Origin of the sequence: Saccharopolyspora rosea (assembly GCF_025643595.1) — a bacterium.
GTDB classification, from domain to species: Bacteria; Actinomycetota; Actinomycetes; order Mycobacteriales; family Pseudonocardiaceae; genus Saccharopolyspora; species Saccharopolyspora rosea.
In genome coordinates, this window is record NZ_CP102826.1 from 4,058,076 (window position 1) to 4,081,217 (window position 23,142).

The following is a 23,142-nucleotide window of genomic DNA, read 5'->3' on the forward strand; positions in this document are numbered from 1 at the left end:
CCTGCGCCTGGTCCCCGGCGGGGAGTGGCGTGCACCGACGACCGGTGCGCCCTCGTCGAATCGGCCCAGTTCCGCGGCGGTCCCGGCGCGCACGCCGCGCAGTCGCACCGCGCGGTGGTGGCCGACGTCGCCGAGATCCGCACGCTGCGGCCCGAATTCGCCCGCGCCGCGCGGGAAGCCCGGATCTTCGGTTTCCTGGCCGCACCGCTGTTCCGCGGCGCGCGGCACGTCGGCACGTTCAGCTGGTACGCGCAGCGCTCGCACGCGCTGACCGAAGCCGCCGTCCCGGCCGCCGAACGCGCCTGCCGAGGACTGCTGCGGTTGCCGATCCGCCCGGGCGGGTAGTCCGCCGGGCGGACCCGGGTGCGGGAGGGATCGGCGTTGAAGGCACTGACCTGGCACGGCCCGCGCGACGTGCGGGTGGAGGACGTCCCGGACCCGCGGCTGCGGTTCCCCACCGACGCGATCATCAGCGTCACCTCCAGCGGCATCTGCGGTTCCGACCTGCACCTGTACGAGGTCCTCGCGCCGTTCCTGCACCCCGGCGACGTGCTCGGCCACGAACCCATGGGCATCGTGGAGGAGACCGGCTCCGCCGTCACCGGCCTGCGGGCCGGGGACCGCGTCGTGGTGCCGTTCAACATCGCCTGCGGGCACTGCTGGATGTGCCGACGCGGCCTGCACGCGCAGTGCGAGACGACGCAGGTCCGCGACCAGGGCAGCGGCGCGGCCCTGTTCGGCTACACCGAGCTGTACGGCCGGGTGCCGGGCGGCCAGGCCGAGTACCTGCGCGTCCCGCAGGCGCAGTTCGGCCCGATCAAGGTCCCGCACGGCCCGCCCGACGAGCGCTTCGTGTACCTGTCCGACGTGCTGCCGACCGCCTGGCAGGCCGTCGAGTACGCCGACATCCCGCCCGGGGGCTCGGTCGCGGTGATCGGCCTCGGACCGATCGGGCAGCTGAGCGCGCGCGTCGCCGCGCACCGCGGCGCCCGCGTCTTCGGCGTCGACCTGGTGCCCGAACGGCTGGCCATGGCCGAGCGGCACGGCGTCGAAGTGTTCGACGTCTCCGACGACGTCGTCGCGCAGCTGCGGGACCGCACCGACGGGCGCGGGCCGGACTCGGTGATCGACGCCGTCGGCATGGAGGCGCACGGCTCGCCGGTGACCGAACTGGCGCAGAAGGTGGTGCGGTCGCTGCCGGACGCGATCGCCCGCCCGCTGATGAACCGGGTCGGCGTCGACCGGCTGTCCGCGCTGTACCTGTGCGTCGACCTGGTGCGCCGGGGCGGGACGATCTCGCTCAGCGGTGTCTACGGCGGCATGGCCGACCCGCTGCCGATGCTCGCGCTGTTCGACAAGGGCGTGCGCATCGCGATGGGCCAGGCCCACGTCCGCCGCTGGATCGACGACCTGATGCCGCTGGTCCAGGACGACTCCGACCCGCTGGGCGTGTTCGACCTGACCACCCACCGGCTCCCGCTGTCCGAGGCACCGCGCGGCTACGACCTGTTCCAGCGCAAGGCCGACGGCGCGATCAAGGTCCTGCTGCACCCGGGGGTCACGGGTGACTGACGCACCGCGCACCACCGTGGTGCTCATGACGCACAACCGGTGCGCCGAGGTGGTGCGCACCCTCGACCACATGACCGGCCTGCCGGAACGGCCGCCGATCATCGCCGTCGACAACGGCTCCGCGGACGGCACGGCCGACCGCATCGCCGCCCGGTTCCCGCAGGTGCGGTTGCTGCGGTCGGAGACCAACCTGGGCGCGGTGGCGCGCAACCGGGCGGTGCGGCACGCCGGGACCCGCTACGTCTCCTTCTGCGACGACGACACCCGCTGGCAGCCGGGAGCGCTCGACCGGGCCGCCGACCTGCTCGACCGGCACCCGGACATCGCCGCGGTGATGGGCCGCTGCCTGGTGGAACCCGACCTCACCGAGGACCCGCTCACCCCGGAACTGCGCCACTCACCGGTGCCCGCTCCCGCGTGGCTGCCCGGACCGGCCCTGATGAGCGTGATGGCCGGGCTGACGACGATCCGCGTGTCGGCGTTCGAGCAGGCGGGCGGGTTCTCGCCGCGGCTGTGGCTGGGCGGCGAGGAGGAACTGCTCGCGCTGGACCTGGTCTCCCGCGGCTGGTGGCTGTGCTGGGTGCCGGACGTGGTGATCCACCACGCCCCGTCCCGCGACCGCGACGCCCGGCAGCGGCGCCGCCTCGGCATCCGCAACGCGCTGTGGACGACGTGGCTGCGCCGCCCCGCCTCCAGCTGCCTGCGCCGCACGGCGGCGGTGCTGTCCTCCGCGCCCAAGGACCGGCACACCGCCCGCGCGCTGGCCGCGGCGCTGCGCGAACTCCCCTGGGTGCTGCGCGAACGCCGCGTGGTGCCACCGGAAACCGAACGCCGCCTGCGCCTGCTGGAAGAACCGCAGCGCCACTCGACGGCCCGCCGCTACGTCGGCTGAGGGCCTGTCTTCGAACTCTTTTTGGGTGGCGGTGCCGGTAGCGGAACCTCAGCGGCGGTGCCAGCGGCGAGACCGCTCACCGAAAGAGAAAGCGGCCCCGCCGCTTGCCACGTCCCGTCGGAACCAAGTTCAAAGACAGGCACTCGATCGGAGCCCGAGCGCGGGCCGAGCTACCCCACCTGCGCCCCGATGGCGTTCGCGGCGGCCTGGAGGCGTTCGGCCAGTTCGCCGGGCGAGCGGTCGCTGGAGACGTAGACGACCGCGACGGCCGCGCTCACCCGGCCCCGCGAGGGGATCGGCACGGCGACCGCCGACAGTCCGGGGATGACCTCGTCGTGACTGGTCGCGAAACCGTCGCGGCGGGCCTGCGCGACGCGCCCGGCGACCTCGGCACCGCGGTCGTCCGCGCCGAGCAGCATCAGCAGCGCGATGCCGGGCGCCCCGCGGTCGAGCGGGTGCCGGGTGCCCGGGTGCTCGGCGACCGCGCCCGCCGCCCGCCGGGGTTCGACGCTGGCCAGCGTCACGCACTCGTCGTGGTCGTGCACCACGACGAAGCACGTCATCGACAGATCCGCCGCCACAGCGGCGAGTTCGGGCACCGCGACGCTCTGCAGGTCCCGCGCGACACCGTGCGCCAGCACGGCCAGCCCGGCTCCGACCGCGCAGCGCCCGGCCGGATCCCGCGCCACCAGGCGGTGGTCCTCCAGCGTGCGCACGATGCGGTAGACGATCGAGCGGTGCACGCCGAGTTCGGCGGCCACCTCGTCGATGCTGAGCGGGCGTTCCGCCCCGGCCAACACCTCCAGCACCCGGATGCCGCGCGAGAGCGTCTGCGACCGCGCCACGCCGTTCTTCGACCGCTCGACCATGTCGGCGAACATAGCCGCCACCCCCTTGTGCCGCCGCTCACATCCGTCTAGCGTTCCAAAAGAGAAACGAGAGTTCGATTATCGAATCCTAGCCCTATCGAGTCCTAGCCGCAGCGCCGAATTCACCGCGCACGCACAGGGATGTGGTTGCGATGTCCCGGCCCCAGCTCCCGCGCACCGACGACGTCCGCACCCGCCGATTCCGCTCCTGCCTCGGCCGGTTCGCCACCGGGGTCACGGTGGTCACCTTCGACGGGCCCGGCGGGCGCCGGGGATTCACCGCCAACTCCTTCACGTCCGTGTCGATGGACCCGCCCCTGGTGCTCGTCGCCGTGGCGCGCGGCGCCCGCGCGCACGACGAACTGCCCGGACGTCCGTTCGCGATCAACGTCCTCGGCGCCGAGCAGCAGGCGCTGGCCCTGCACTTCGCCGGACGTCCCCAGGTGGAACCCGAGTGGATCGACGACGGCACCGCACCCCGGTTGGCGGGGGTCCTGGCGCACCTGGAATGCCGCCCGTGGCGCACCTACGACGGCGGCGACCACAGCCTGCACGTCGGCGAGGTCGTGGACTTCGACTACCGCGCCGGGGACCTCCTCGGCTTCGCCAACAGCCGCTTCGTCGCGGTCCAGGAACCGGTCCTCGGCATGGAACACCTGCTCTGAAATCGCCCCACAGCAGTACGCCGCTCGAAAACCCAGGAGGGAAGCCAGATGGGCGCTCGATCCGGACAGCAGTACGTCGACGGCCTCGCGCAGCGTCGCACGCGGGTGCAGATCGACGGCGACACGCTCACCGGCGGCGTGCACGAGCACCCGGCCTTCGCCGGGGCGGTGCGCAGCTACGCGGAGCTGTTCGACATGCAGGTCAGCCCGGAGTTCCGCGACGTGCTGACCTACCCGTCGCCGACCACCGGCGACCCGGTCGCCACCGCGTTCCTGGTGCCGCGCGACGTCGGCGACCTGACCCGGCGGCGGGAGGCGTTCACCGCGTGGGCGCGGCACAGCTTCGGGATGCTCGGCCGCACCGGCGACTACCTGAACAGCTCGCTGATGGCGCTCAGCCAGGCCAAGTCGTGGTTCGGCCAGACCGATCCGGCGTTCGGCGAGAACATCGAGCGCTACTACGAGAAGGTGCGCGAGGAGGACCTGCTGCTCACGCACACGCTCATCCCGCCGCAGGTCAACCGCAGCGTCTCCGGCAGCCAGCAGGGCGGCGGCTCGCTGACCGCGCACGTGGTCCGCGAGGACGACAACGGGATCGTGGTGCGCGGAGCCCGCATGTTGGCCACCATCGCCCCGATCGCCGACGAACTGCTCGTGTTCCCCTCCACCGTCCTGCGCGGCACCCCCGAGGACGAGCCGTACTCCTTCGCCTTCGCGGTGCCCACCGACGCACCGGGCCTGCGGTTCCTGGCGCGCCAGCCGCTGCACACCAACCGCAGCACCTTCGACGAGCCGCTGGCGTCCCGCTTCGAGGAGAGCGACGCGGTGGTCATCTTCGACGACGTGCACGTGCCCTACGAGCGGGTGTTCGTGCTGCGCGATCCCGAGCTGTGCAACGGTTTCTACAGCCGCACCGGCGCGACCACGCACATGACCCACCAGGTCGCCACGCGCACGCTCGCCAAGAGCGAGTTCTTCCTCGGACTGCTGTCCGAGCTGGCCGAGTCGATCGGCATCGAGGGTTTCCAGCACATCCAGCAGGACCTGGCCGAGGTCATCAACATCGTGGAGATCGGCAAGGCGCTGCTGCAGTCCGCCGAATCCCAGGCCGCCGACAACGAGTTCGGCGTGTGCACGCCGAAGTGGGAACCGCTGAACACCGCCCGCAACTGGTATCCGACCGTCTCGCAGCGGTTCCCGGCGATCGTGCGCAAGTTCGCCGCCAGCGGCCTGATGGGGCTGCCCGGCGAGCAGGACGTCTTCGGCGCCGCCGCCGCGGACGTCGAGACCTACCTGCAGGGCAAGGCCATCGACGGCCCGGACCGCGTCCGCCTGTTCAAACTCGCCTTCGACGCGAGTTCCTCGTCGTTCGCCGGGCGCCAGGCGCTCTACGAGCACTTCTTCTTCGGCGACCCGGTCCGGATGGCCGGCGCCCTGGTCAACGGCTACGACCGCTCGGAACCCCGCAAGCGCATCCAGGAGTTCCTGCACCGCGGCTGAGCTGAGTGCCTGTCTTTGAACCTGCTCCCGGAACAGGCGTGGTAAGCGGCGTGAGCCGCTTTCTCTTTCGGTGAGTACGCAAGCAACCGGCACCGCCGCGGGTTCTCAGCGGTCGTCTCGCGAGGACAGCCCCGACGCCGTGTATTGGACATACATCAGGAGGGGCTCCCGGAGCCGGTGTGGCTGTGGCGCGAAGCGCCTCCGTGGGGGGTGGTGGTCGGGTGACGGGCGGGCCGCTGAGTGCCTGTCTTTGATCTTGGGGGGAACCCGGGGGCGGGTATGAGAGAGGGCCTTTGCTAGTGATCGTGACAGCACATCAAGATCGACACAGCAAAGGCCCGATCCGCTTTGTACACCACCGCGCCGGCTGCCGGCTCGACGGCCCGTGCCCGCCGTTACCCCTCGGACACCACCGACGCCGAATGGGCAGTGATCGAGCCCCTGCTGCCCGCCCCGGCCTGCCGCACCTGCAGCGGAGGGCGTCCGGAAAAACACCCCCGCCGGGATGTCGTGGACGCGATCCGCTACTTCGTCGACAACGGCTGCAAGTGGCGGGCCCTGCCCGCCGACTTCCCGCCCTGGAAGACCGTCTACGGGTTCTTCACCCGCTGGAGCCGCGACAACATCGTCCTGGGCCTGCGCGACAGGCTGCGTGAGCAGGTCCGCGCCCGCACCGACCGCCACCGCACCCCCAGCGCCGGGATCATCGATTCCCAGTCGGTGCGGGCCGCCGAAACCGTCGGCCGCCACACCCGCGGTTTCGACGGCGGTAAAAAGATCAACGGCCGCAAACGCCACATCGCCACCGACACCCTCGGCCTGCTGCTGGGCGTGTCCGTGACCGCCGCCCACATCACCGACCGCCGCGGCGCCGAACTCCTCCTGCGCTACCTCCACACCCGCCACCCACGCCTGGAACTGGTCTTCGCCGACGGCAACTACAGCGGACGCCTGACCACCTGGACCCAGGCCGCCCTGGGCATCACCCTGCACATCGTCCGCAAAATCGCCGGACAAACCGGCTTCCACGTCCTGGCCCGCCGCTGGGTCGTCGAACGCACCCTGTCCTGGATCACCCAAGCCCGCCGCACCGTCCGCGACTACGAACGCCTCCCCGCCCACCCCGAAACCATCATCAACTGGGCCGCCATCACCCTCATGACCCGCCAACTCACCACCTAACCCAAGATCAAAGACAGGCACTGAGGTTCCGCCACAGGCACCGCCACCCACAACGAGTTCGAAGACAGGCTCTGACGTTCCGCCGATCAGTCCACTGTGTCCAATTGCGCGGCGAGCCGATTCATGATCCTCGTGTAGCTCGCGTAGCTCATCGGGGCCACCGCGTCCCACTCGACGAACCGGTTCGCCGCGGCAGCGGGCTGCGCGGCGAACACCGGGTTCTGCTTCATCCGCTCCGGGGGCAGCGATGCCGGGCGGGCGTCCCACAGCAGCACGTCCGCCCGGTACGCCCCGGCGTTCTCCCACGACAGGCGCTCGAAGTAGCCGCCGGATGCGGTGTCGGGATGCCGCGGCGCGGTGATCGGCAGTCCCAGCTCGCGCACGTAGAAGTCCAGGTCCGGATTGCGCTGCGGCGCCACGACGAAGTACTCCTGCTCGGTTCCGCCGACGGCGAGGATCGTGCGGCCTTCCGCCCGCATGCGGGTGCCGATGTCGCGCAGCCGCTGCGCGGCGGCGTGGAACGCGGCCTCATCGGCGCGCACGCGCGGCGAGTCGACGTCGCCGCCCAGCGCGCGGGCCAGCTCCCGGTACCGGGCGATGCTGTCGGGCAGGGAGATGCCGGACTGCCGCACGCCGAGCGTCGGCACGACGCGCCGCACCATCCGCTCCTGCTCCTCGGTCAGGTGCCACAGCCCGGGGTATCCGGCGTACTTGCCGCTCACCAGCAGGTCGGGGTGCAGCGACGCGAGCCGTTCCAGGTTGATCTCGCCGTATCCCGGACCGGTGACGTCGGTGACCGCGCGCGGGTCGACGCTGCCCGCTTCCGGCTCGGTGCTGCCGTCGTCGCGCACCAGCGGCCCGAAGGTGCCGACCGCGCGCACCCCGAAGTCCTGGAGCGCCCCGGCCGCCGAGACCTGGGCGACGATCCGCACGGGTCGCCGCTCGGCGGTGACCGTGACACCCCGGTCGTCCCGGTAGGACCAGCCGACCGCCTGCTGCCGCGCGGGCGAGCCGCAGCCCGCCACCGCGAACATCGCGACCGCCAGCACCGTGATCGTGCGACGCACACCGACCTCCTTGTTGTTAGGCTAGGCTAACCTAGCACGATGATCGGAGGTCGACGGATGGCAGTGCTCGCGAGGCCCGCGTACCGGACGTTCGAGGTCGAGGTGGTGGGAGTGCGCCGCCTGGGGCCGAGTTTCGCCCGCATCACCTTCGGCGGGGCCCACGGGTTCGGCGCGGGCGGCGACGACCAGCGGATCAAGATCCTGCTGCCGCGCCCGGGGTGCACCGTCGCCGACCTGCCCAGCGGGGACGACTGGTACCGGTCGTGGCTGGCCATCCCGGAACCGGTGCGCCCCGTGGCCCGCACCTACACCGTCCGCGCTTTCCGCCCCGAGACCGGGGAACTCGACGTCGACTTCGTGCTGCACGGCGACGGCGCGCACAGCGGTCCCGCGTCCGCCTGGGCCGCCGCCGCCCGCCCCGGCGACCGGATCGGACTGGTGGGCCCGGACCGGCCCGGACGTGGGCAGCCGTGGGGCTGCGAGTGGGCGCCGCCGAGCACGGCGAGCCGCCTGGTGATCGCGGGGGACGAGACGGCCGTGCCCGCCGTCGCGGCGATCGTCGAAGGACTGCCCGCCGACGCCCGCGGCGTGGCGTGCCTGGAGATCCCCGACCCCGCGGACCGCCAGGACTGGAACACCCCGCGAGGACTGGAAATCCGCTGGCTCGCCCGCGGCCGCGCCCCGCACGGCGAGCGCCTGGTCCACGAGGTCACCGACGTGATGGCCGAGCTGCACCGGCCGGGGACGACCACCGGTCCCGGCGACGCCGACCCGGACGGCGACCAGCTCTGGGACGTCCCCGAACCCGGCGCGACCCCCGGTCGGCTCTACGGCTGGCTGGCCGGTGAGGCCGGGGCGATCCGCACCCTGCGCCGCCTCCTGGTGCACGACCACGGCGTCCCGCGCGGCTCGGTGGCGTTCATGGGCTACTGGCGCCTCGGGCACCGCTGAGCGGCGACCTTCGGACGGAGGGCGCGGCGAGCGGCGCACGAGGAGTGTCGCCGTCACGCCCGGAGCATCCGGCTGCGGCTGTCGGGGGCCGGGTCTACGGTGCGCAGCATCCGCCGCGAGACCGCAGGAAAGAGCTCCGCCATGGCTGTCACCACGACCCCGGCCACCGACGACTTCATGCGGCTGGCCGCCCCGTACCGGCGCGAGTTGGTAGCACACTGCTACCGGATGCTCGGATCGCTGCACGACGCCGAGGACCTGGTGCAGGAGACCTACCTGCGAGCCTGGCGCGCCTACGACCGGTTCGAGGGCCGCTCGTCGCTGCGCACCTGGCTGCACCGGATCGCCACCAGCGCGTGCCTGACCGCCCTGGAGACGCGCAAGCGCCGCCCGCTGCCGACCGGGCTGGGCGGCCCCGGATCCGACCCCGGCGACGAACTCGTCGAACTCCCGGAAGTGGCCTGGCTGGAACCGATCCCGGACGCGATGATCACCGACGAGCGCTCCGATCCGGCCGCGATCGTGGCCGCCCGCGAGACCACCCGGCTGGCCTTCGTCGCCGCGCTCCAGCACCTGCCGCCGCGGCAGCGCGCCGTCCTGCTGCTGCGCGAGGTGCTGAAGTGGAAGGCGGCCGAGGTCGCCGACGCGCTGGAGACGACGACCAAGGCGGTCAACAGCATGCTCCAGCGCGCCCGCGCCCAGCTGTCCCAGGCGAACCCCCGCGAGGATGACGCGGCCGCACCGCTGACACCCGAGCAGCGGCGGCTGCTGGACCGCTGGGTCGCCGCGTTCGAGGCCAAGGACGTCGACGGCATCGTCGAGCTGTTCACCGCTGACGCGGTCTGGGAGATGCCCCCGATCACGAACTGGGTCCGCGGCGCGGACGACATCGGCCGCCTGATCGACACCCGCTGCCCCGCCGGCCCCCGCGACATGCGCCTGATCCGCACCCGCGCCAACGGCCAACCGGCCTTCGCCGTCTACATGCGCGGCCCCGACGGCGTCTTCCGGCCGTTCCACCTCCAGGTCCTCACCGTCGACGGGCCCGCCGTCCGCCACACCGCGGCGTTCTTCGACGTCTCCCTGTTCCCCGCCTTCGGCCTGCCCGCGCAGCTTGATCGTTAGAATGGCGGCGTGCGCGCGCTGCCGTGGGTCGAGCTGCTGGCCGGGGAGCAGGGGAGGACCTGGCGCACCGTCCCGTCGTCGCGCACCGTGCTGGCGATCGTCCACAACGTCACGGCGGCGACCCGACTCCTGGACATCCTGCCGCTGTGGGGCGGCGACCCGCGTTTGCAGACGGTGTTCACCTGCGTCGGGTCGAGCGCGTTCACCACCGGGACCCGCGAATTCCTCACCTCGCGCAGCATCAGCCCGATTCCCTGGGACGACGCGGTGCGCACCCGTTTCGACCTGGCAGTCTCGGCGAGCTACGGCGGTCCGCTGCACGAGATCACCGCACCTCTCGTCGTCGTCCCGCACGGAATGGGATACAATAAGTTCCTGGGAATCCCGAATCCCGAATCCCGAATCCCGAATCCCGAATCCCGAATCCCGAATCCCGAATCCCGAATCCCGAATCCCGAATCCCGAATCCCGAATCCCGAATCGGCGAATCCGGTGTTCGGCCTGTCGGATTCGTGGCTGCTGCACGACGGTGCGGTCGTCCCGTCGACGCACGTCCTCTCCCACCACGAGCAGCTGGACCGCCTCCGGCGGCACTGCCCCGAAGCGGTCGACGCGGCGCTGGTCGCGGGCGATCCCTGCTTCGACCGGATGCTCGCCTCCCGGCCGCTGCGTGAGACCTACCGGCGCCGTCTCGGCGCGCGCCCGGACCAGCGGGTCGTCGTGGTCTCCTCGACGTGGGGCCCCGAGTCGCTGTGGGGCCGCGATCCCGGCCTCGTCCACCGCCTGGCGCGGGAGCTGCCGCTGGACGAGTACCGCGTCGTCGTGGCCCTGCACCCCAACATCTGGTACGGGCACACGCCCTGGCAGGTGCGGATGTGGCTGGCCGAGTGCACCCGGGCGGGCGTGGTCGTGGTCCCACCCGAGGAGGGCTGGCGGGCCGCGCTGGTCGCCGCCGACGTCACCGTCGGCGACCACGGCTCGGTCACGTTCTACTCGGCCGCGCTGGGCACCCCGGTGCTGTTGGCGTCCTGGCCGGAGCACACCGTCGACCCCGCCTCGCCGATCGCGGCCCTGCTCCGCGAGGCTCCCCGCCTCGCCGACCGCGACCTGACCGCGCAGCTGAACACCGCGATCGCCGACGGCGCGGACCGCTACGCCGACATCGCCGCGCTGACCACGTCGGTGCCCGGCGAATCGGCGCGCCTGCTGCGCACCGCGGTCTACACCCACCTCGACCTCGACGAACCCGACGGTCCGGCCGAACCCGCGGCGGTCCCGCTCCCGGAGGTCACCACGCCGGCGCCGACCAGCCAGCTCGTCGACGTGCGCCCGGACGGCGAACTCGCCGTCGTCACCAGGCGTTCCGCCGAGGCGCTGAGGACCCCGGAGCGCCTGCCCCCCGACGCCGTCCTGACCACGACCACCGACGAACCCGCCCGCCGCCTGCTCGAACTCGCCGAGGTCCTCGTCCGCTTCGAACGCGACCCCGACCCCCTCGGCTGGATCCGCGCCACCCTGCCCCGCCTCCCCGGCTGTCTGCTCGGGGCGACCCAGGACCCGGACGGCCGCTGGATCGTCGCCGGCACCGACATCGCACCGGTCCGCTTCACCGGCGACCCCGACCTCGGGCCGGTCTACGCCGCCCTCCTGCACGCCTGGCTCCGCGAAGGACGCCGCGACTTCCCACCGGCAGCACGCCTGCGCCTCGGACCGCGCGAGGCGACGGTCCGCGTCGAGACCGACTAGCGCTCGCCGTCGGCGGAGAACTCGGCGCGAAGGAGCGGAAACGCGAGAGCCTGTCTTTGAACTTGGTTCCGGCGGGGCGTGGTAAGCGGCGTGAGCCGCTTTCTCTTTCGGTGAGTACGCAAGCAACCGGCACCGCCGCGGGTTCTCAGCGGCCGTCTCGCGAGGACAGCCCCGACGCTGTGTATTTGGGCATACATGAGTCGGGGCTCCCGGAGCCGAGACGGCCGCTGAGTGCCTGTCTTTGAACTTGGTCCGGAACCCGCGTGGCAAGCGGCGGTAGCCGCTTTCTCTTTCGGTGAGCAGTCTGGCAACCGGCACCGCCGCGGGTTCTCAGCGGTCGTCTCGCGAGGACAGCCCCTCCGCCGTGTATTGGGCATACATCAGGAGGGGCTTCCGCAGTCGAGACGGCCGCTGAGGTTCCGCTACCGGCGCCGCCTCGCAAAACGAGTTCGAAGACAGGCTCTGAGAGGTTCCGCTCCCGGCACCGCCACGCACAGCACTTCCGAAACGCTCTCTAGCCGTCGAGCCCGTCCCGACGCGCCCGGACCCGTTCGGCCTGGGGCAGGAATCCCCACGTCCGGTTGATCGCCTCGGCCCGGCCGTAGTGCTCGGCAGCCGCGGCGCGGTCACCGGCCGCCTCGGCCCACTCGCCGAGCGCGGACCACGCCTGCGCTTCGAGGAAAGCCCCCCGCTTCGCTGACCGCGCGTGCTCCAGAGCAGCGTCCAGGTCGGTCCGCGCCGCGTCGAGCTGCCGCAGTTCGACGCGCCGCATTCCGCGCCACAGCCGGGTTTTCGCGAGGTTCTCCGGTTCGGACTCGGCGAAGGAGCGCTCGGCCTCGTCCAGCAGCTCGACCGCGGCGGACGCCTCGGCCACCGACCCCAAGTGCATGCGCGCCAGTGCCAACCGCCGCTCGTCATCGATCTCCCGGGCCATGGCGAGGTTGCGTTCGAGCAGCTCGCGCGCCTCGTCGACCTTGCCCAGCTCCCGCTCGACCAGCCCGAGCGACTCGACGGCCGTGGCCTCCAGGTCGCGCGGCCCGTGCGCGCGGGCCAGCTCCACCGCGTCCGAGAGCACCTCCGCGGCCTTGTCCAGATCTCCCCGGTGCCGCAACGCGAACCCGCGCTGCACCAGCGCGAGTCCCCGCGCGAACGGCATGTCGTGGGCGGCGGCGACGTCCGCGGCGTCCTGGTTGACCGCGTCCATGTCGTCCAGGTGCTTGGCCCGGTCCTGGTAGGGCCACAGGGCGACCGCCAACCGGCACGCGTCGACGTCGCCGTCGGCGGCCAGCCGCGCCGCGAGCGCCCGCAGCGCGACCCGCTCGGACTCCAGCCACGCCTCCGGATCCGCGGGCGGGTCGCCGAGGGACAACTGCGGCCACAGTCGCTCCAGCCACCCGCGCCCGGGCCGCACGGCGTGCCCGGCGGCCAACGCGCCCCGCAGGTAGAACTCCTCGAAGCGGCGCCGGATCCCCGGCGCCTCGCCCCCGCAGTGCGTCCGCGAGTGGTCGCGGACCAGCCCGAACACGAAGTACCGGTCCGAGGTCTGCTGCACCAGTCGCGCGTCCACGAGCTCGTCGAGGCGGTCGCGCACGTCGTCGGCGTCCTCGCCGAGCGCCGCGACCAGCGCCTCCACCCCGACGTCCCCGCTGCCCGGGTGCTGGCCGAACGCGGCGTAGAGGCGCCGCGTCCGCTCGTCGAGCCGCGCCACCGCGGTGTTGAGCACCGACGTCACCGACAGGTCCTCGTCGCGGGAGAGCACGGCGAGCCGCCGCTCCTCCCGGGACAGGTCCCGCACCAGCCGCGCGACCGGCCAGTCCGGACGCTGCGCCAGCAGCGCGCCGCACACGCACAGCGCGATCGTCGAGCCGTCGCACAGTCCGACCAGCGCGTCGAACTCCTCCGGCTCCGCTCCCGGCCGGGGATCCCGCTCACCGAGGATGCGTCTCAGCAACAGCCGCGCGGACTCCGGCGACATGGGGTCGAGTTCGACGAACCGAGCCGTCTCGTCCACTCGCAGCGCGCCCAGCGGGGCGGCGGCGGTCACCAGCAGCGCGGATCCGCCGAAGCCCGGCCGCAGCGCGCGCACCTGGGCGGCGGTGACGGCGTCATCGACCACCACCGCCACGCGCTTGCCGGTGGTCCACGACCGGAACCAGTCGGAACGAGCGTGGTAGCTCTCCGGCACCTCCTCGCGCCGGTAGCCGACCGCGACGAGGAAGTCGCGCAGGATCTCGCCCTCCCGCCCGGACTCCGCGCCCGCGAGCGGCGCGTAGAACAGCCCGTCCGGGTAGTGCCCGCGGTGCTGATCGATCCACTGGTACGCGGTCGCGCTCTTGCCACCGCCCGGCGGTCCCTGCACGACGACGACCGGGCAGTGCCGGTCGCCGTCCTCGCCGGGGCGCAACGCCTCGGCGATCTCGGCGAGCTGGCGTTCGTTGTTCGTGTAGACCCGGGTCGGCGGTGGGACGAGCTGGGGCGGCGGCTTCGGCTGGTCGGGCGGGTGGATGTGCACGTCGCCTCCGATCTGCCCGGCCTGCACGACGCTGTGCGCGCGGCCGTCGAAGCGGTTCATCGCCGTGTCCCCCTCGTCGCGAAGATCACCGCGGGCCAGCCTAACGCTTCGTGATCGCCGCGAGCCAGCACGTCACGGCTCGCCGCGGACCTCCCGCAGCGGGGGCCGATCGCCGGGAGGGACGTCGTGCACGCGCGGGAGCCACCGCCCGCTGCTCTGCCGGAACTGCCACAGCGGGGCGGAGCCCGCCGTCGGGTGGCCGCAGCGCGCGAGTGCGGCCGCGGTCACCTCCCGCGCCATCGCGCCCAGCCGCGCGAGCCCGTGGTGCCGGTGGTCCCGCACCCCCAGGTTGACTTGCGCGATCCCGTCCAGGCCGTACCGGGTGTGGGCGTCGAGCAGCAGTCCGATGTCGATGCCGTAACCGCCCGCGAACGGCACCGACTCCAGGAATTCGCGCCGCGCCGCGTACTCGCCGCCCAGCGGCTGCACCACGCCGCGCAGCTCGGGGCGCAGCGCCGCCAGCAGCGGACGAGCGACCAGCTCGGTCACCCGCCCGCCGTGCTCGTCGCCCTTCCCGGGCGGACGGCGGTAGAAACCCTTGACCAGCACGGGTTTCTGCTCGGTCAGCAGCGGTCCCAGCAGCGCGGGCGCGAAGCCGGGGTCCGGGTCGACGAGGTCGGCGTCGAGGAAGACGACGAGGTCGCCGGTGGTTGCGGCCAGCGACCGCCACAGCACCTCGCCCTTGCCCGGGCGGGGTGGGACGCCGGGCAGCACGTCCTCGCGGGCGACCACCCGGGCACCGGCGCGACGGGCGACGCGGGCGGTGTCGTCGGTGGACCCGGAGTCGACCACCACCACCTCGTCCACCAGAGAACCCGCCCCGGCCAGCACCGATGCCACCACGGATCCGACGGTGGCCTGCTCGTCGAGCGCGGGCAGCACGACGCTCACCGACCGCCCGGCCTTGGCCTCCACCAGCTCCCCGACCGACCACGGAGCCCGCTGCCAGGTCCGCTCCGCGAACCACTCCCCGACCTCGTCGGTCACGACCCTCCTCCCGGACGTCCTGCGATCGGCATTCTCCCCACCCGGTCCCGCCGCTCCACAGTGGACCCGCCACCGGCCCTTCCGCCCCGGGCCGCCGCGTGCCAGGATCTCGGTCATATGGCCTGACCGGGGCTCGGAAGAGGGTGCGCCCATGTTCAACGTCGAACAGGTCCGGCTCGCCGGGGCGGACGTCGAGCTGCCCCGGCTCATCCCGGAGGCCGCGGCGGCGGTGCTCACCGCGGTCCCGGTCGAGTTCGGGCTGGCCGTGGTGGCGAACGCCTACGAGCAGATCGCCCGGCTGGGACTGCTGCCCGCCCGGGAGCTGCTGGCCCGCGAGGCGGAACTGCTCGTCGAGGCCGAGCGGCTGCTGCCGCGCTTCCTGGTCGGCGACATCGACGTGCTGGTCGTGGACGAGATCGGCACGGACATCAGCGGCGCCGGGATGGACCCGAACATCACCGGCCGCACCCCGGCCGGCGCCGAGGGGTTCGGCACGGTGTCGATCCGCCGGATCGTCGTGCTCGACCTCACCGACCGCACCCGCGGCAACGCCAGCGGGCTCGGCACGGCCGACGTGACCACCCAGCGCTACCTGGACCGGGTCGAGTTCGGCTCGTTCTGCACCAACGCACTGACCTCCGGCGTCCTCGAAAGCGCCCGGATCCCCATGGCGCTGGCCGACGACCGGCAGGCGATCGTCGCCGCGCTGCACACCGCCACGCGGTCCGGGGGACCCGCTCGGCGAACCGCACCACTGGATCTTCGACGCCGACGGCGCGCTGCCCCGGCTCGACCCGCGTTGACGCCCGCTTTCGCCGGTCCGCGGCGTACTCCACCATGGCGATGCGACCGGTCCCGCTGCGAGGAACCATGTCAGACCAGCACCATCCGCCCGGCGTGGACACCACCGCGGCCAACCCCGCCCGGATGTACGACCACGCCCTCGGCGGTGTGCACAACTTCGCCGCCGACCGGGAGCACTTCGCCCGGATCCTGCGCGAGGACCCGGACGCGCGGCTGGTGGTCGCGGCCAACCGCGCCTTACTGCGCCGCGCGGTGCGCTACTGCATGCGCCAGGGCATCGACCAGTTCCTCGACCTGGGTTCGGGGATCCCGACGGTCGGCAACGTGCACGAGGCGGCCCACCAGCTCGACCCGAGGTCCCGCGTGGTCTACGTGGACAACGAGCCGGTGACGGTCGCGCACACCCGCCGCCTGCTGCGCGAGACCGACAACGCGGCGATGGTCGACGCCGACCTGCGGGCCCCGGAGTCCGTGCTGCGGGCGGCCGAGACCCGGCGCCTGCTCGACCCGGACCGGCCGCTCGCGCTGCTCATGGTCGCGGTGCTGCACTGGGTCACCGACGCCGAGATGCCCGGCCTGCTGCACCGCTACACCGACGTCCTGGCGCCCGGCAGCCACCTGGTGATCAGCCACCTCACCGACGACTACCGCCCCGGCCTGATGCGCCGCGTCGGTCGGCTGTTCGAGGAGACCAGGGCACCGCTGGTCTACCGGTCGCGGACCGAGGTGGCCGACCTGTTCGACGGGTTCGACCTGGTGCCCCCGGGAGTGGTGCACAGCGCGGACTGGCAAGCCCAGCCCTACGAGCGGCTGCCCGCCCCGGAGCGCTCCAAGACGTGGGCGGCGGTGGGCCGCAAACGCTGAGGTCCCACTCGTGCGGACTGCTCTAGAATTGACGGATTCCGCCGAATCCCCTTCCCGCACCGGCTTTTCCGGTCTCGGCGAGTTCGAAGGAGGCGAGGACCGCGATGCAGCCTCCCCTGGAGACCGAGCGGCTGCTCATCCGCGACTGGACCGTGGACGACTCCGACGTGCAGGCCGCGCTGGCGCTCTACGGCCGACCGGAGGTGACCGAATGGCTCACCCCGGCGGTGTCCAGCGTCGCCGATCTGGCCGCGATGCGGGCCGTCGTGAACGCCTGGACCGAGGCGCAGCCGGATCTCGTGCCGCCGACCGGCAGGTGGGCGATGGAGCGCCGCGAGGACGGCGTGGTGGTCGGCGGCCTGGTGCTGCGCCAGCTGCCGCCCTACGACCACGAGCTGGAGCTGACCTGGCAGCTGCGCCCCGAGTCGTGGGGCTACGGCTACGCCACCGAGGCCGCCCGCGCGCTGCTGCGGTGGGCGTTCACCTTCGACATCGACGAGATCTTCGCGCTGGCCCGTCCGGACAACACCCGCGCCATCGCCACCGCCGAGCGCATCGGCATGGAGTGGGCGGGCGAGACCACGAAGTACTACGACACGACGCTGCAGGTCTACCGCCTCCGCGGTAGCGACCTGACCGGGGGCGCGAACCAGGCCGACGTCGAGTACTGACACGCGCCGTGAGCGGATCGTGATCGGACATGCCGCTGATGGACGACCTGCCGGGCCCGTCCGCCGATGGGATTCTGGAATGACCGCTGGAACGGCGCGACGCCCGGCCGTCCGCTCCTGACCGGTCCGCACCCGGAGGCCACCGTGCCATCTCGATCTGGACGTCCCGTCGGCGGACGATCGCACTTCCGGCCCCGCTCCCCCCGCCGCCCCGGCCGCGCGACGCACGACAGCTCCGGCACATCGGCCCGAGCGGTGCTGGCGCTGCTGTCCGCGCTGGTGCTGGTGGTGTCCGGTTACGCGTGGTCGCACTACCGCCAGCTGCTCAACGGCCTGGAGACCAGCGACGTCACCGACGGCGCGGGAGCCGACGGGGCGACCGACATCCTGCTGGTCGGCATGGACAGCCGCACCGACGCGCACGGCAACCCGCTGCCCGACGACGTGCTGCGGGAACTGCACGCCGGAGCCAACGACGCGGCCCTGACCGATTCGCTGATCCTGCTGCACATCCCGAACGACGGCAGCGGCGCGGTGGGCTTCTCGTTCCCCCGCGACACCTACACCACGATCCCCGGCGAGGGCCGCCACAAGATCAACTCCGCGTACGGCCGCGGCAAGCAGCGCGCCCGCGATCAGCTGCTCGCCCAGGGCGTGACCGACCCGGCCGCCCTGGAGCGGCGCAGCGCGGACGCGGGCCGCAAGTTGCTGGTGCGCACCGTCGAACAGCTCACCGGCGCGTCGGTGGACCACTACGCCGAGGTGAACCTGCTGGGCTTCGCCCGGATCACCGAGGCGGTCGGCGGCGTGCCGGTGTGCCTGAAGGCCCCGGCGCGCGACGACTACTCGGGGGCGGACTTCCACGCCGGGCCGCAGACGGTCTCCGGAGCCGACGCGTTGGCCTTCGTCCGGCAGCGGCACGGCCTGCCGCGCGGCGATCTGGACCGGGTGGTGCGCCAGCAGGCGTTCCTGGCCGGGCTGGCCCGGTCGGCGCTGTCCACCGGCGTGCTGGCCAACCCGTCGCGGCTGCAATCGCTCATCGGGTCGGTGCAGGAGTCGATCGTGCTCGACCGCGGCTGGGACGTGATGGCCTTCGCCGAGCGGATGCGCAACGTCGCCGCCGGGGCGCTCCGGTTCACCACGATCCCGATCGAGGACCCCGCCTACGACACCCCCGCCGACGGCCAGGCGGTGCTGGTGGACCCGAGCGCGGTGCGGGCGGCGGTCACCCGCACCGCCACCTCGCCGCAAGCGGTGACGAGGGCGGCGGCCACCGTCGACGTGCGCAACGCCTCCCGCAACACCGGTCTGGCCCAGCGGGTGCGTTCCGAACTCGCCTCCCACAACATCGCGGTCGGGGACACCGGCAACACGGCCGCCAGCCCGACGTCGACGGTGCGCTACGCGCCCGGCGCCGAGCAGACCGCGAGGCGCGTCGCCGCGCTCCTGGGCGGGCTGCCGACCGCCGCGGACAGCTCGCTCGGCGACGGCCGGGTCCGCGTGGTGCTCGGCGCGGACTACCGGGGCCCGGCGGCACCCGGGGTGGCACCGACACCCCGCGTAGCGCTGGACGGCGGCTTCCACCAACAGTCCTCACCCGATCCGGGGACCATCACGGCGGATGGCATACCGTGCGTGAGCTGAATAGGCGAGTGGATCGACGAAACAGAGAGGTACATCACACGTAGTGTGAAATTTATTTCTCGACATTACGGAAAAATCGTACATTTCGGCGCGACGGATTTTCCCTGAGGGAACCCAGCGCCTATGGTCCACGTCCAGACTTGACCGATGCGGTCGGCGCGCGCGTCGATCTCGTGGATGAAGGCATTGCGATGTAGGAGTTGATGCAGTGGCATCCCTGAGAGGATCCGATTCACAGAAGTCCGACGGGCAGCACCAGTGGGCCGTGAAGGACATCACGGTCACCGAACCGGGTGTCATCAGGCGAGCGGTCGCCGCCGCTGCGATCGGCAACGTGACCGAGTGGTTCGACTTCGGTGTCTACTCGTACCTGGAACCGACCATCCGGAAAGTCTTCTTCACCGGCCTGGACCAAACGACGGGCACGATCGCGACCCTGGGTCTGTTCGCGGCGGCGTTCCTCGTCCGCCCCTTCGGCGGGCTGTTCTTCGGCCCGCTGGGCGACCGCATCGGTCGCACCAAGGTCCTGTCGCTGACCGTCATCCTGATGGCCATCGGCACCTTCTGCATCGGCATCATCCCCGGCGCCGCGGCCATCGGCGTGGCCGCGCCGATGCTCATGCTGCTGGCCCGGCTGGTCCAGGGCTTCTCGACCGGTGGTGAGTACGGCGGCGCGATGACGTTCATCGCCGAGTACGCGCCCGACCGCCGCCGCGGCTTCCTGTGCAGCTGGCTGGAGTTCGGCACGCTGACCGGTTATGCCATGGGCGCCACGCTGTCGGCGCTGCTGACCACCTACCTCCCCGACGACGCGCTGCTGTCCTGGGGCTGGCGGGTGCCGTTCCTCATCGCCGGTCCGCTCGGCGTCATCGGCCTGTACCTGCGGATGAAGCTGGAGGAGACCCCGGCGTTCGCCAAGATCGCCGCGGAGTCCCAGGAGCGCGAGGGCAACCAGACGCTGGCCGAGTTCCGCAGCATCTTCGTCAAGCACTGGCGGCCGATGGTCGTGTGCATGGGCTTGGTGCTCGTCTTCAACGTCACCAACTACATGCTCACGGCCTACATGCCGACGTTCATGACCGAGACGCTGCCCGCGCACGGCAACGCCGGCATCAGCAGCACCGCCTCGCAGTTCCTGCAGATCGCCGTGCTGGTGGTGTCGATGGTGCTGATCACCTTCGTCGGACGGCTCAGCGACCGCGTGGGCCGGCGTCCGGTGGTGCTGTTCGGCTGCGCCATGCTGGTCGTGCTGTCCGTCCCCTCGCTGCTGCTGATCCGGTCGGGCAGCAACGGGACCGTCTTCGCCGGGCTGATGCTGATGGGCCTGATGCTCCTCTGCTTCAACTCGACGATGCCCTCGACGCTGCCGGCGCTGTTCCCCACCGAGATCCGCTACGGCGGTCTGTCGATCGCGTTCAACATCTCGGTGTCGCTGTTCGGCGGTACGACGGCCGCGGTCACCAGCCTGCTGGTGGCCACGACCAACGACCTGAACATGCCCGCCTACTACCTCATGGGGGCCGGCATCATCGGCGCCCTGGCGATCTGGTTCGCCAAGGAGTCGGCCCGCAAGGCCCTGCCCGGTTCGCCGCCTGCGGCGACCGATGAGCAGGAGGCCCGGGAGATGGCCTCCGCGCAGTAGCGGCGTCGCGACGAAGAGGGCGGCCGCGGTGCACGACACCGCGGTCGCCCTTTTTTCGCGTGCTCTGGTCAGTCGGCGAGCTGCTCGCGCAGCGCCCGACCGAGGCGGGTGCGCAGCCAGGCGGTGGCCGTGCCCGCCACGAGGAATCCGCCCGCCGCTTCGGCGGCCAGCAAACCGATCGTCGTGATCATGTCGTTCTCCTTCGTACCCAACGCGACTTGGTGATGACGTGGGAGCGTCGCGCGAGGCGGGGTCGGCAGACCGGGACCGGCCCGCTGGTCGACACCGCTTTGCTGGCCTCCCGCCATGGGAATCGCCACATCGCCTCCTGTTATTTCAGCTGTTCAGCGGGTATTCGCGTGAGCTATGTCACGCTTTGTCTCGTCCTGTCCGAACCGGCTCGGCGTTGACCCGGTTCCCGGGTCCCGGTAGGAACACGCGTGTTCGAAGGCGAGCCGGGCGGAGGAGCGCATGCCACTGGTGGGAACCGGGCGGATCGTCGCCCCCGCGGCCGAACACCACCGGGGTGTCGCCGCGTTCAACGTCGTCCAGCTGGAGCACGTCGAGGCCGTCGTCACCGGCGCCGAGGCCGCGGGCGCCCCGGTGGTCCTGCAGATCAGCGAGAACACCGTGCGCTACCACGGCGAACTGGCTCCGCTGGCCTGCGCGGCACTGGCCGCGGCACGCGCCGCCCGGGTCCCGGTGGCCGTGCACCTGGACCACGCGACCACCGCCGACCTCGTCGCCGAGGCGGTCGAACTCGGGCTCGGCTCGGTGATGTTCGATGCGTCCACACTGGACTACGCGGACAACGTCGCGGCGACCGCCGAGATCGTCGGGCGCTGCCACGCCGCCGGGGTGTGGGTGGAGGCCGAACTCGGCGAGGTGGGCGGCAAGGACGGGGTGCACGCCCCGGGCGCCCGCACCGACCCCCGCGAGGCCGCCGACTACGTGCGGGCCACCGGGGTCGACGCGCTCGCGGTGGCGGTCGGCACCTCGCACGCGATGCTGAGCCGGGACGCGGAGCTGGACTTCGACCTGATCGCGGCACTGCGCGCCGCCGTGCCGGCGCCCCTGGTGCTGCACGGCTCCTCCGGCGTCCCGGACGCCGACCTCGGCCGCGCGGTCCGGGCGGGCATGACCAAGATCAACCTCGCCACCCGGCTCAACCAGGCGTTCACCGAGGCGGTCCGGGCACGCCTGGACGCCTCCCCCACGACCGTCGATCCGCGCAAGTACCTCGGCCCGGCCCGGGCAGCCGTCGCCGACCAGGTCGAACACCTGCTCGGCGTGCTGCACGCCGTCCCGCACGAGGGATCCACTGTGGAGTCGGCGCAACTGTGACGCGCGGCGGTCCGGTCTCACCCGTTCACGTGACTTCCGGCGGGGAGCCGGGCCGGTGGTGAGGCGGCCCCCTCGTCCGTCTCACCACCGGCGGGCGCGGCTGGCGGCTACCCCCAGCGCCGAACCGCCCACCGTCGGCGGCGCACCGTGCCGCCGCCGGTCCGCCCGCGGCTCCACCGACCGCCCCGGCGCCGCGGCGGCTGGCGGACGGGCGGCGCCCGACCTTCCCACCACCGCAGGCAGGGCGGCGCGGCGACGCGCCGCCTGGCTCAGGGTACGCCCGAGCACACCGACTGGCGAGCCCGAAAACCGCCACGGGAGCGAGATCTTCGCCCACTCGACCGACCACAGTGGACGTTCATGGGAGCCCGAGTCCGTGGGGGACCCACGCCTGGCCGCGCACGGCCCCCACCCAGCACGACACCCCGCGCCGCGTCCGCCGAATTTCCACCGAAAGAGCGATGCCGGTCAGGATGCGGGACCGCCCGGCGGATCGAAGGCGCCGAGGCCCGCACCGGGATCACGCCGGGCGCCGAGCACGCGGCGGAGTCGCCCGCGCGCGGACCGACCGCCAGCACGCCGGCGCCGAGCCCACCCGGTCACGACCAAGCCGGGTGCGCGGAACCGCACCGAGCATGAGCCCACCGCAGGCCGGGACGGACCGGGCCGAGGTGCCGACACCCGCACTCGACGCCCGCACCGAATCACCGCCCTGCACAACGCATCCCACCTCGATCCGCCCGTCCAACCACGCCGCGACCGGGAAGGCGAACAGCTGGACCGCACTCGAACAACGACCGGAAAAGGCCGCGATTGGGCGATCATCTGTCCAATTCAGAACACTGTGGACTCTCCAGCGCAGTCCCGCACTGGCCGCGATCCCGCACCGATGTCGGCGATACTGCGAAAAATCCGGAACGAATCAATCCACAGTGGACCTCGATGATGCCCGGACGTGCAGCGCCCGCCTCCACCCGGCCCCGGGTGCCGATCGGCTCCGGCTCGTACCCGGCCGCCGCACCCACGACCCCGGCTCCGACCTCCA

At 72.4% G+C, this 23,142-nt stretch carries 20 protein-coding genes; 14 read left to right on the plus strand and 6 right to left on the minus strand.

Translation table 11 applies throughout. The annotated features are described in order from the left end of the window. Window positions 1–24 precede the first annotated feature (24 nt). The 3 genes from NV263_RS18800 to NV263_RS18810 are packed head-to-tail and all read left to right on the plus strand — an operon-like array spanning window position 25 to window position 2,464. Entirely contained in the window at window positions 25–345 is a 321-nt protein-coding gene (locus NV263_RS18800; protein WP_263247661.1) for a hypothetical protein, read from the plus strand. Between the two features lie 36 nt (window positions 346–381). Continuing rightward, a complete protein-coding gene (locus NV263_RS18805; protein WP_263247662.1) occupies window positions 382–1,572 on the plus strand; it encodes a zinc-dependent alcohol dehydrogenase in 1,191 nt (396 codons plus the stop codon). A gap of 25 nt (window positions 1,573–1,597) precedes the next feature. After that, on the plus strand, window positions 1,598–2,464 hold the full coding sequence (locus tag NV263_RS18810; protein ID WP_380760321.1) for a glycosyltransferase family 2 protein: 867 nt from the start codon (window positions 1,598–1,600) through the stop codon (window positions 2,462–2,464). 170 nt (window positions 2,465–2,634) lie between these two features. Here the strand turns inward: NV263_RS18810 and NV263_RS18815 are convergent, their stop codons facing one another. After that, a complete protein-coding gene (locus NV263_RS18815) occupies window positions 2,635–3,333 on the minus strand; it encodes an IclR family transcriptional regulator (protein WP_263247665.1) in 699 nt (232 codons plus the stop codon). Window positions 3,334–3,485: 152 nt separating this feature from the next. Here NV263_RS18815 and NV263_RS18820 point away from each other — a divergent pair, with 152 nt between their 5' ends. From NV263_RS18820 to NV263_RS18830, 3 genes are all read left to right on the plus strand, one after another. After that, the gene (locus tag NV263_RS18820) at window positions 3,486–3,998 is read left to right on the plus strand and encodes a flavin reductase family protein (protein WP_263247666.1); all 513 of its coding nucleotides are present in this window, start codon (window positions 3,486–3,488) and stop codon (window positions 3,996–3,998) included. Window positions 3,999–4,046: 48 nt separating this feature from the next. Next, a complete protein-coding gene (gene hpaB, locus NV263_RS18825; RefSeq protein WP_263247667.1) occupies window positions 4,047–5,498 on the plus strand; it encodes a 4-hydroxyphenylacetate 3-monooxygenase, oxygenase component in 1,452 nt (483 codons plus the stop codon). A gap of 348 nt (window positions 5,499–5,846) precedes the next feature. Then, on the plus strand, window positions 5,847–6,680 hold the full coding sequence (locus tag NV263_RS18830; RefSeq protein ID WP_263247668.1) for an IS5 family transposase: 834 nt from the start codon (window positions 5,847–5,849) through the stop codon (window positions 6,678–6,680). Between the two features lie 86 nt (window positions 6,681–6,766). Here the strand turns inward: NV263_RS18830 and NV263_RS18835 are convergent, their stop codons facing one another. Beyond that, window positions 6,767–7,747, minus strand: coding sequence for an ABC transporter substrate-binding protein (locus NV263_RS18835; RefSeq protein ID WP_263247669.1), 981 nt, complete (start codon window positions 7,745–7,747; stop codon window positions 6,767–6,769). A gap of 57 nt (window positions 7,748–7,804) precedes the next feature. Here NV263_RS18835 and NV263_RS18840 point away from each other — a divergent pair, with 57 nt between their 5' ends. The 3 genes from NV263_RS18840 (at window position 7,805) to NV263_RS18850 (ending at window position 11,569) form a co-directional block, all read left to right on the plus strand. After that, window positions 7,805–8,698, plus strand: a complete 894-nt coding sequence (locus tag NV263_RS18840) for a siderophore-interacting protein (RefSeq protein WP_263247670.1) — start codon at window positions 7,805–7,807, stop codon at window positions 8,696–8,698. 141 nt (window positions 8,699–8,839) lie between these two features. Beyond that, window positions 8,840–9,823 carry a sigma-70 family RNA polymerase sigma factor gene (locus NV263_RS18845; RefSeq protein WP_263247671.1) on the plus strand — a complete coding sequence of 328 codons (984 nt, stop codon included), beginning with the start codon at window positions 8,840–8,842 and terminating at the stop codon, window positions 9,821–9,823. 9 nt (window positions 9,824–9,832) lie between these two features. Further along, window positions 9,833–11,569 carry a hypothetical protein gene (locus NV263_RS18850; RefSeq protein WP_263247672.1) on the plus strand — a complete coding sequence of 579 codons (1,737 nt, stop codon included), beginning with the start codon at window positions 9,833–9,835 and terminating at the stop codon, window positions 11,567–11,569. 514 nt (window positions 11,570–12,083) lie between these two features. Here the strand turns inward: NV263_RS18850 and NV263_RS18855 are convergent. The 3 genes from NV263_RS18855 to NV263_RS18865 form a co-directional block, all read right to left on the minus strand. After that, window positions 12,084–14,141 carry a tetratricopeptide repeat protein gene (locus tag NV263_RS18855; RefSeq protein WP_263247673.1) on the minus strand — a complete coding sequence of 686 codons (2,058 nt, stop codon included), beginning with the start codon at window positions 14,139–14,141 and terminating at the stop codon, window positions 12,084–12,086. A 72-nt stretch (window positions 14,142–14,213) separates the two neighbouring features. Then, on the minus strand, window positions 14,214–15,128 hold the full coding sequence (locus tag NV263_RS18860) for a glucosyl-3-phosphoglycerate synthase (RefSeq protein ID WP_263247674.1): 915 nt from the start codon (window positions 15,126–15,128) through the stop codon (window positions 14,214–14,216). 279 nt (window positions 15,129–15,407) lie between these two features. Further along, window positions 15,408–15,710, minus strand: a complete 303-nt coding sequence (locus NV263_RS18865) for a hypothetical protein (protein WP_263247675.1) — start codon at window positions 15,708–15,710, stop codon at window positions 15,408–15,410. 288 nt (window positions 15,711–15,998) lie between these two features. Here NV263_RS18865 and NV263_RS18870 point away from each other — a divergent pair, with 288 nt between their 5' ends. The 4 genes from NV263_RS18870 (at window position 15,999) to NV263_RS18885 (ending at window position 20,753) form a co-directional block, all read left to right on the plus strand. Continuing rightward, window positions 15,999–16,796: an SAM-dependent methyltransferase gene (locus NV263_RS18870; protein WP_263247676.1), complete on the plus strand. Its 798-nt coding sequence runs from the start codon at window positions 15,999–16,001 to the stop codon at window positions 16,794–16,796. Between the two features lie 104 nt (window positions 16,797–16,900). After that, entirely contained in the window at window positions 16,901–17,467 is a 567-nt protein-coding gene (locus NV263_RS18875; protein WP_263247677.1) for a GNAT family N-acetyltransferase, read from the plus strand. Between the two features lie 144 nt (window positions 17,468–17,611). After that, window positions 17,612–19,111: an LCP family protein gene (locus NV263_RS18880; RefSeq protein WP_263247678.1), complete on the plus strand. Its 1,500-nt coding sequence runs from the start codon at window positions 17,612–17,614 to the stop codon at window positions 19,109–19,111. Between the two features lie 208 nt (window positions 19,112–19,319). Further along, the gene (locus tag NV263_RS18885; protein ID WP_317630339.1) at window positions 19,320–20,753 is read left to right on the plus strand and encodes an MFS transporter; all 1,434 of its coding nucleotides are present in this window, start codon (window positions 19,320–19,322) and stop codon (window positions 20,751–20,753) included. A 68-nt stretch (window positions 20,754–20,821) separates the two neighbouring features. On the opposite strand, the gene NV263_RS18890 is transcribed toward NV263_RS18885, so the two are convergent. Continuing rightward, a complete protein-coding gene (locus NV263_RS18890; protein WP_263247679.1) occupies window positions 20,822–20,944 on the minus strand; it encodes a hypothetical protein in 123 nt (40 codons plus the stop codon). 280 nt (window positions 20,945–21,224) lie between these two features. On the opposite strand from NV263_RS18890, the gene NV263_RS18895 reads away from it, so the two are divergent. Beyond that, complete coding sequence (locus tag NV263_RS18895) at window positions 21,225–22,097, plus strand: class II fructose-bisphosphate aldolase (protein ID WP_263247680.1); 873 nt, start codon at window positions 21,225–21,227, stop codon at window positions 22,095–22,097. The last annotated feature ends 1,045 nt before the right edge of the window (window positions 22,098–23,142 follow it).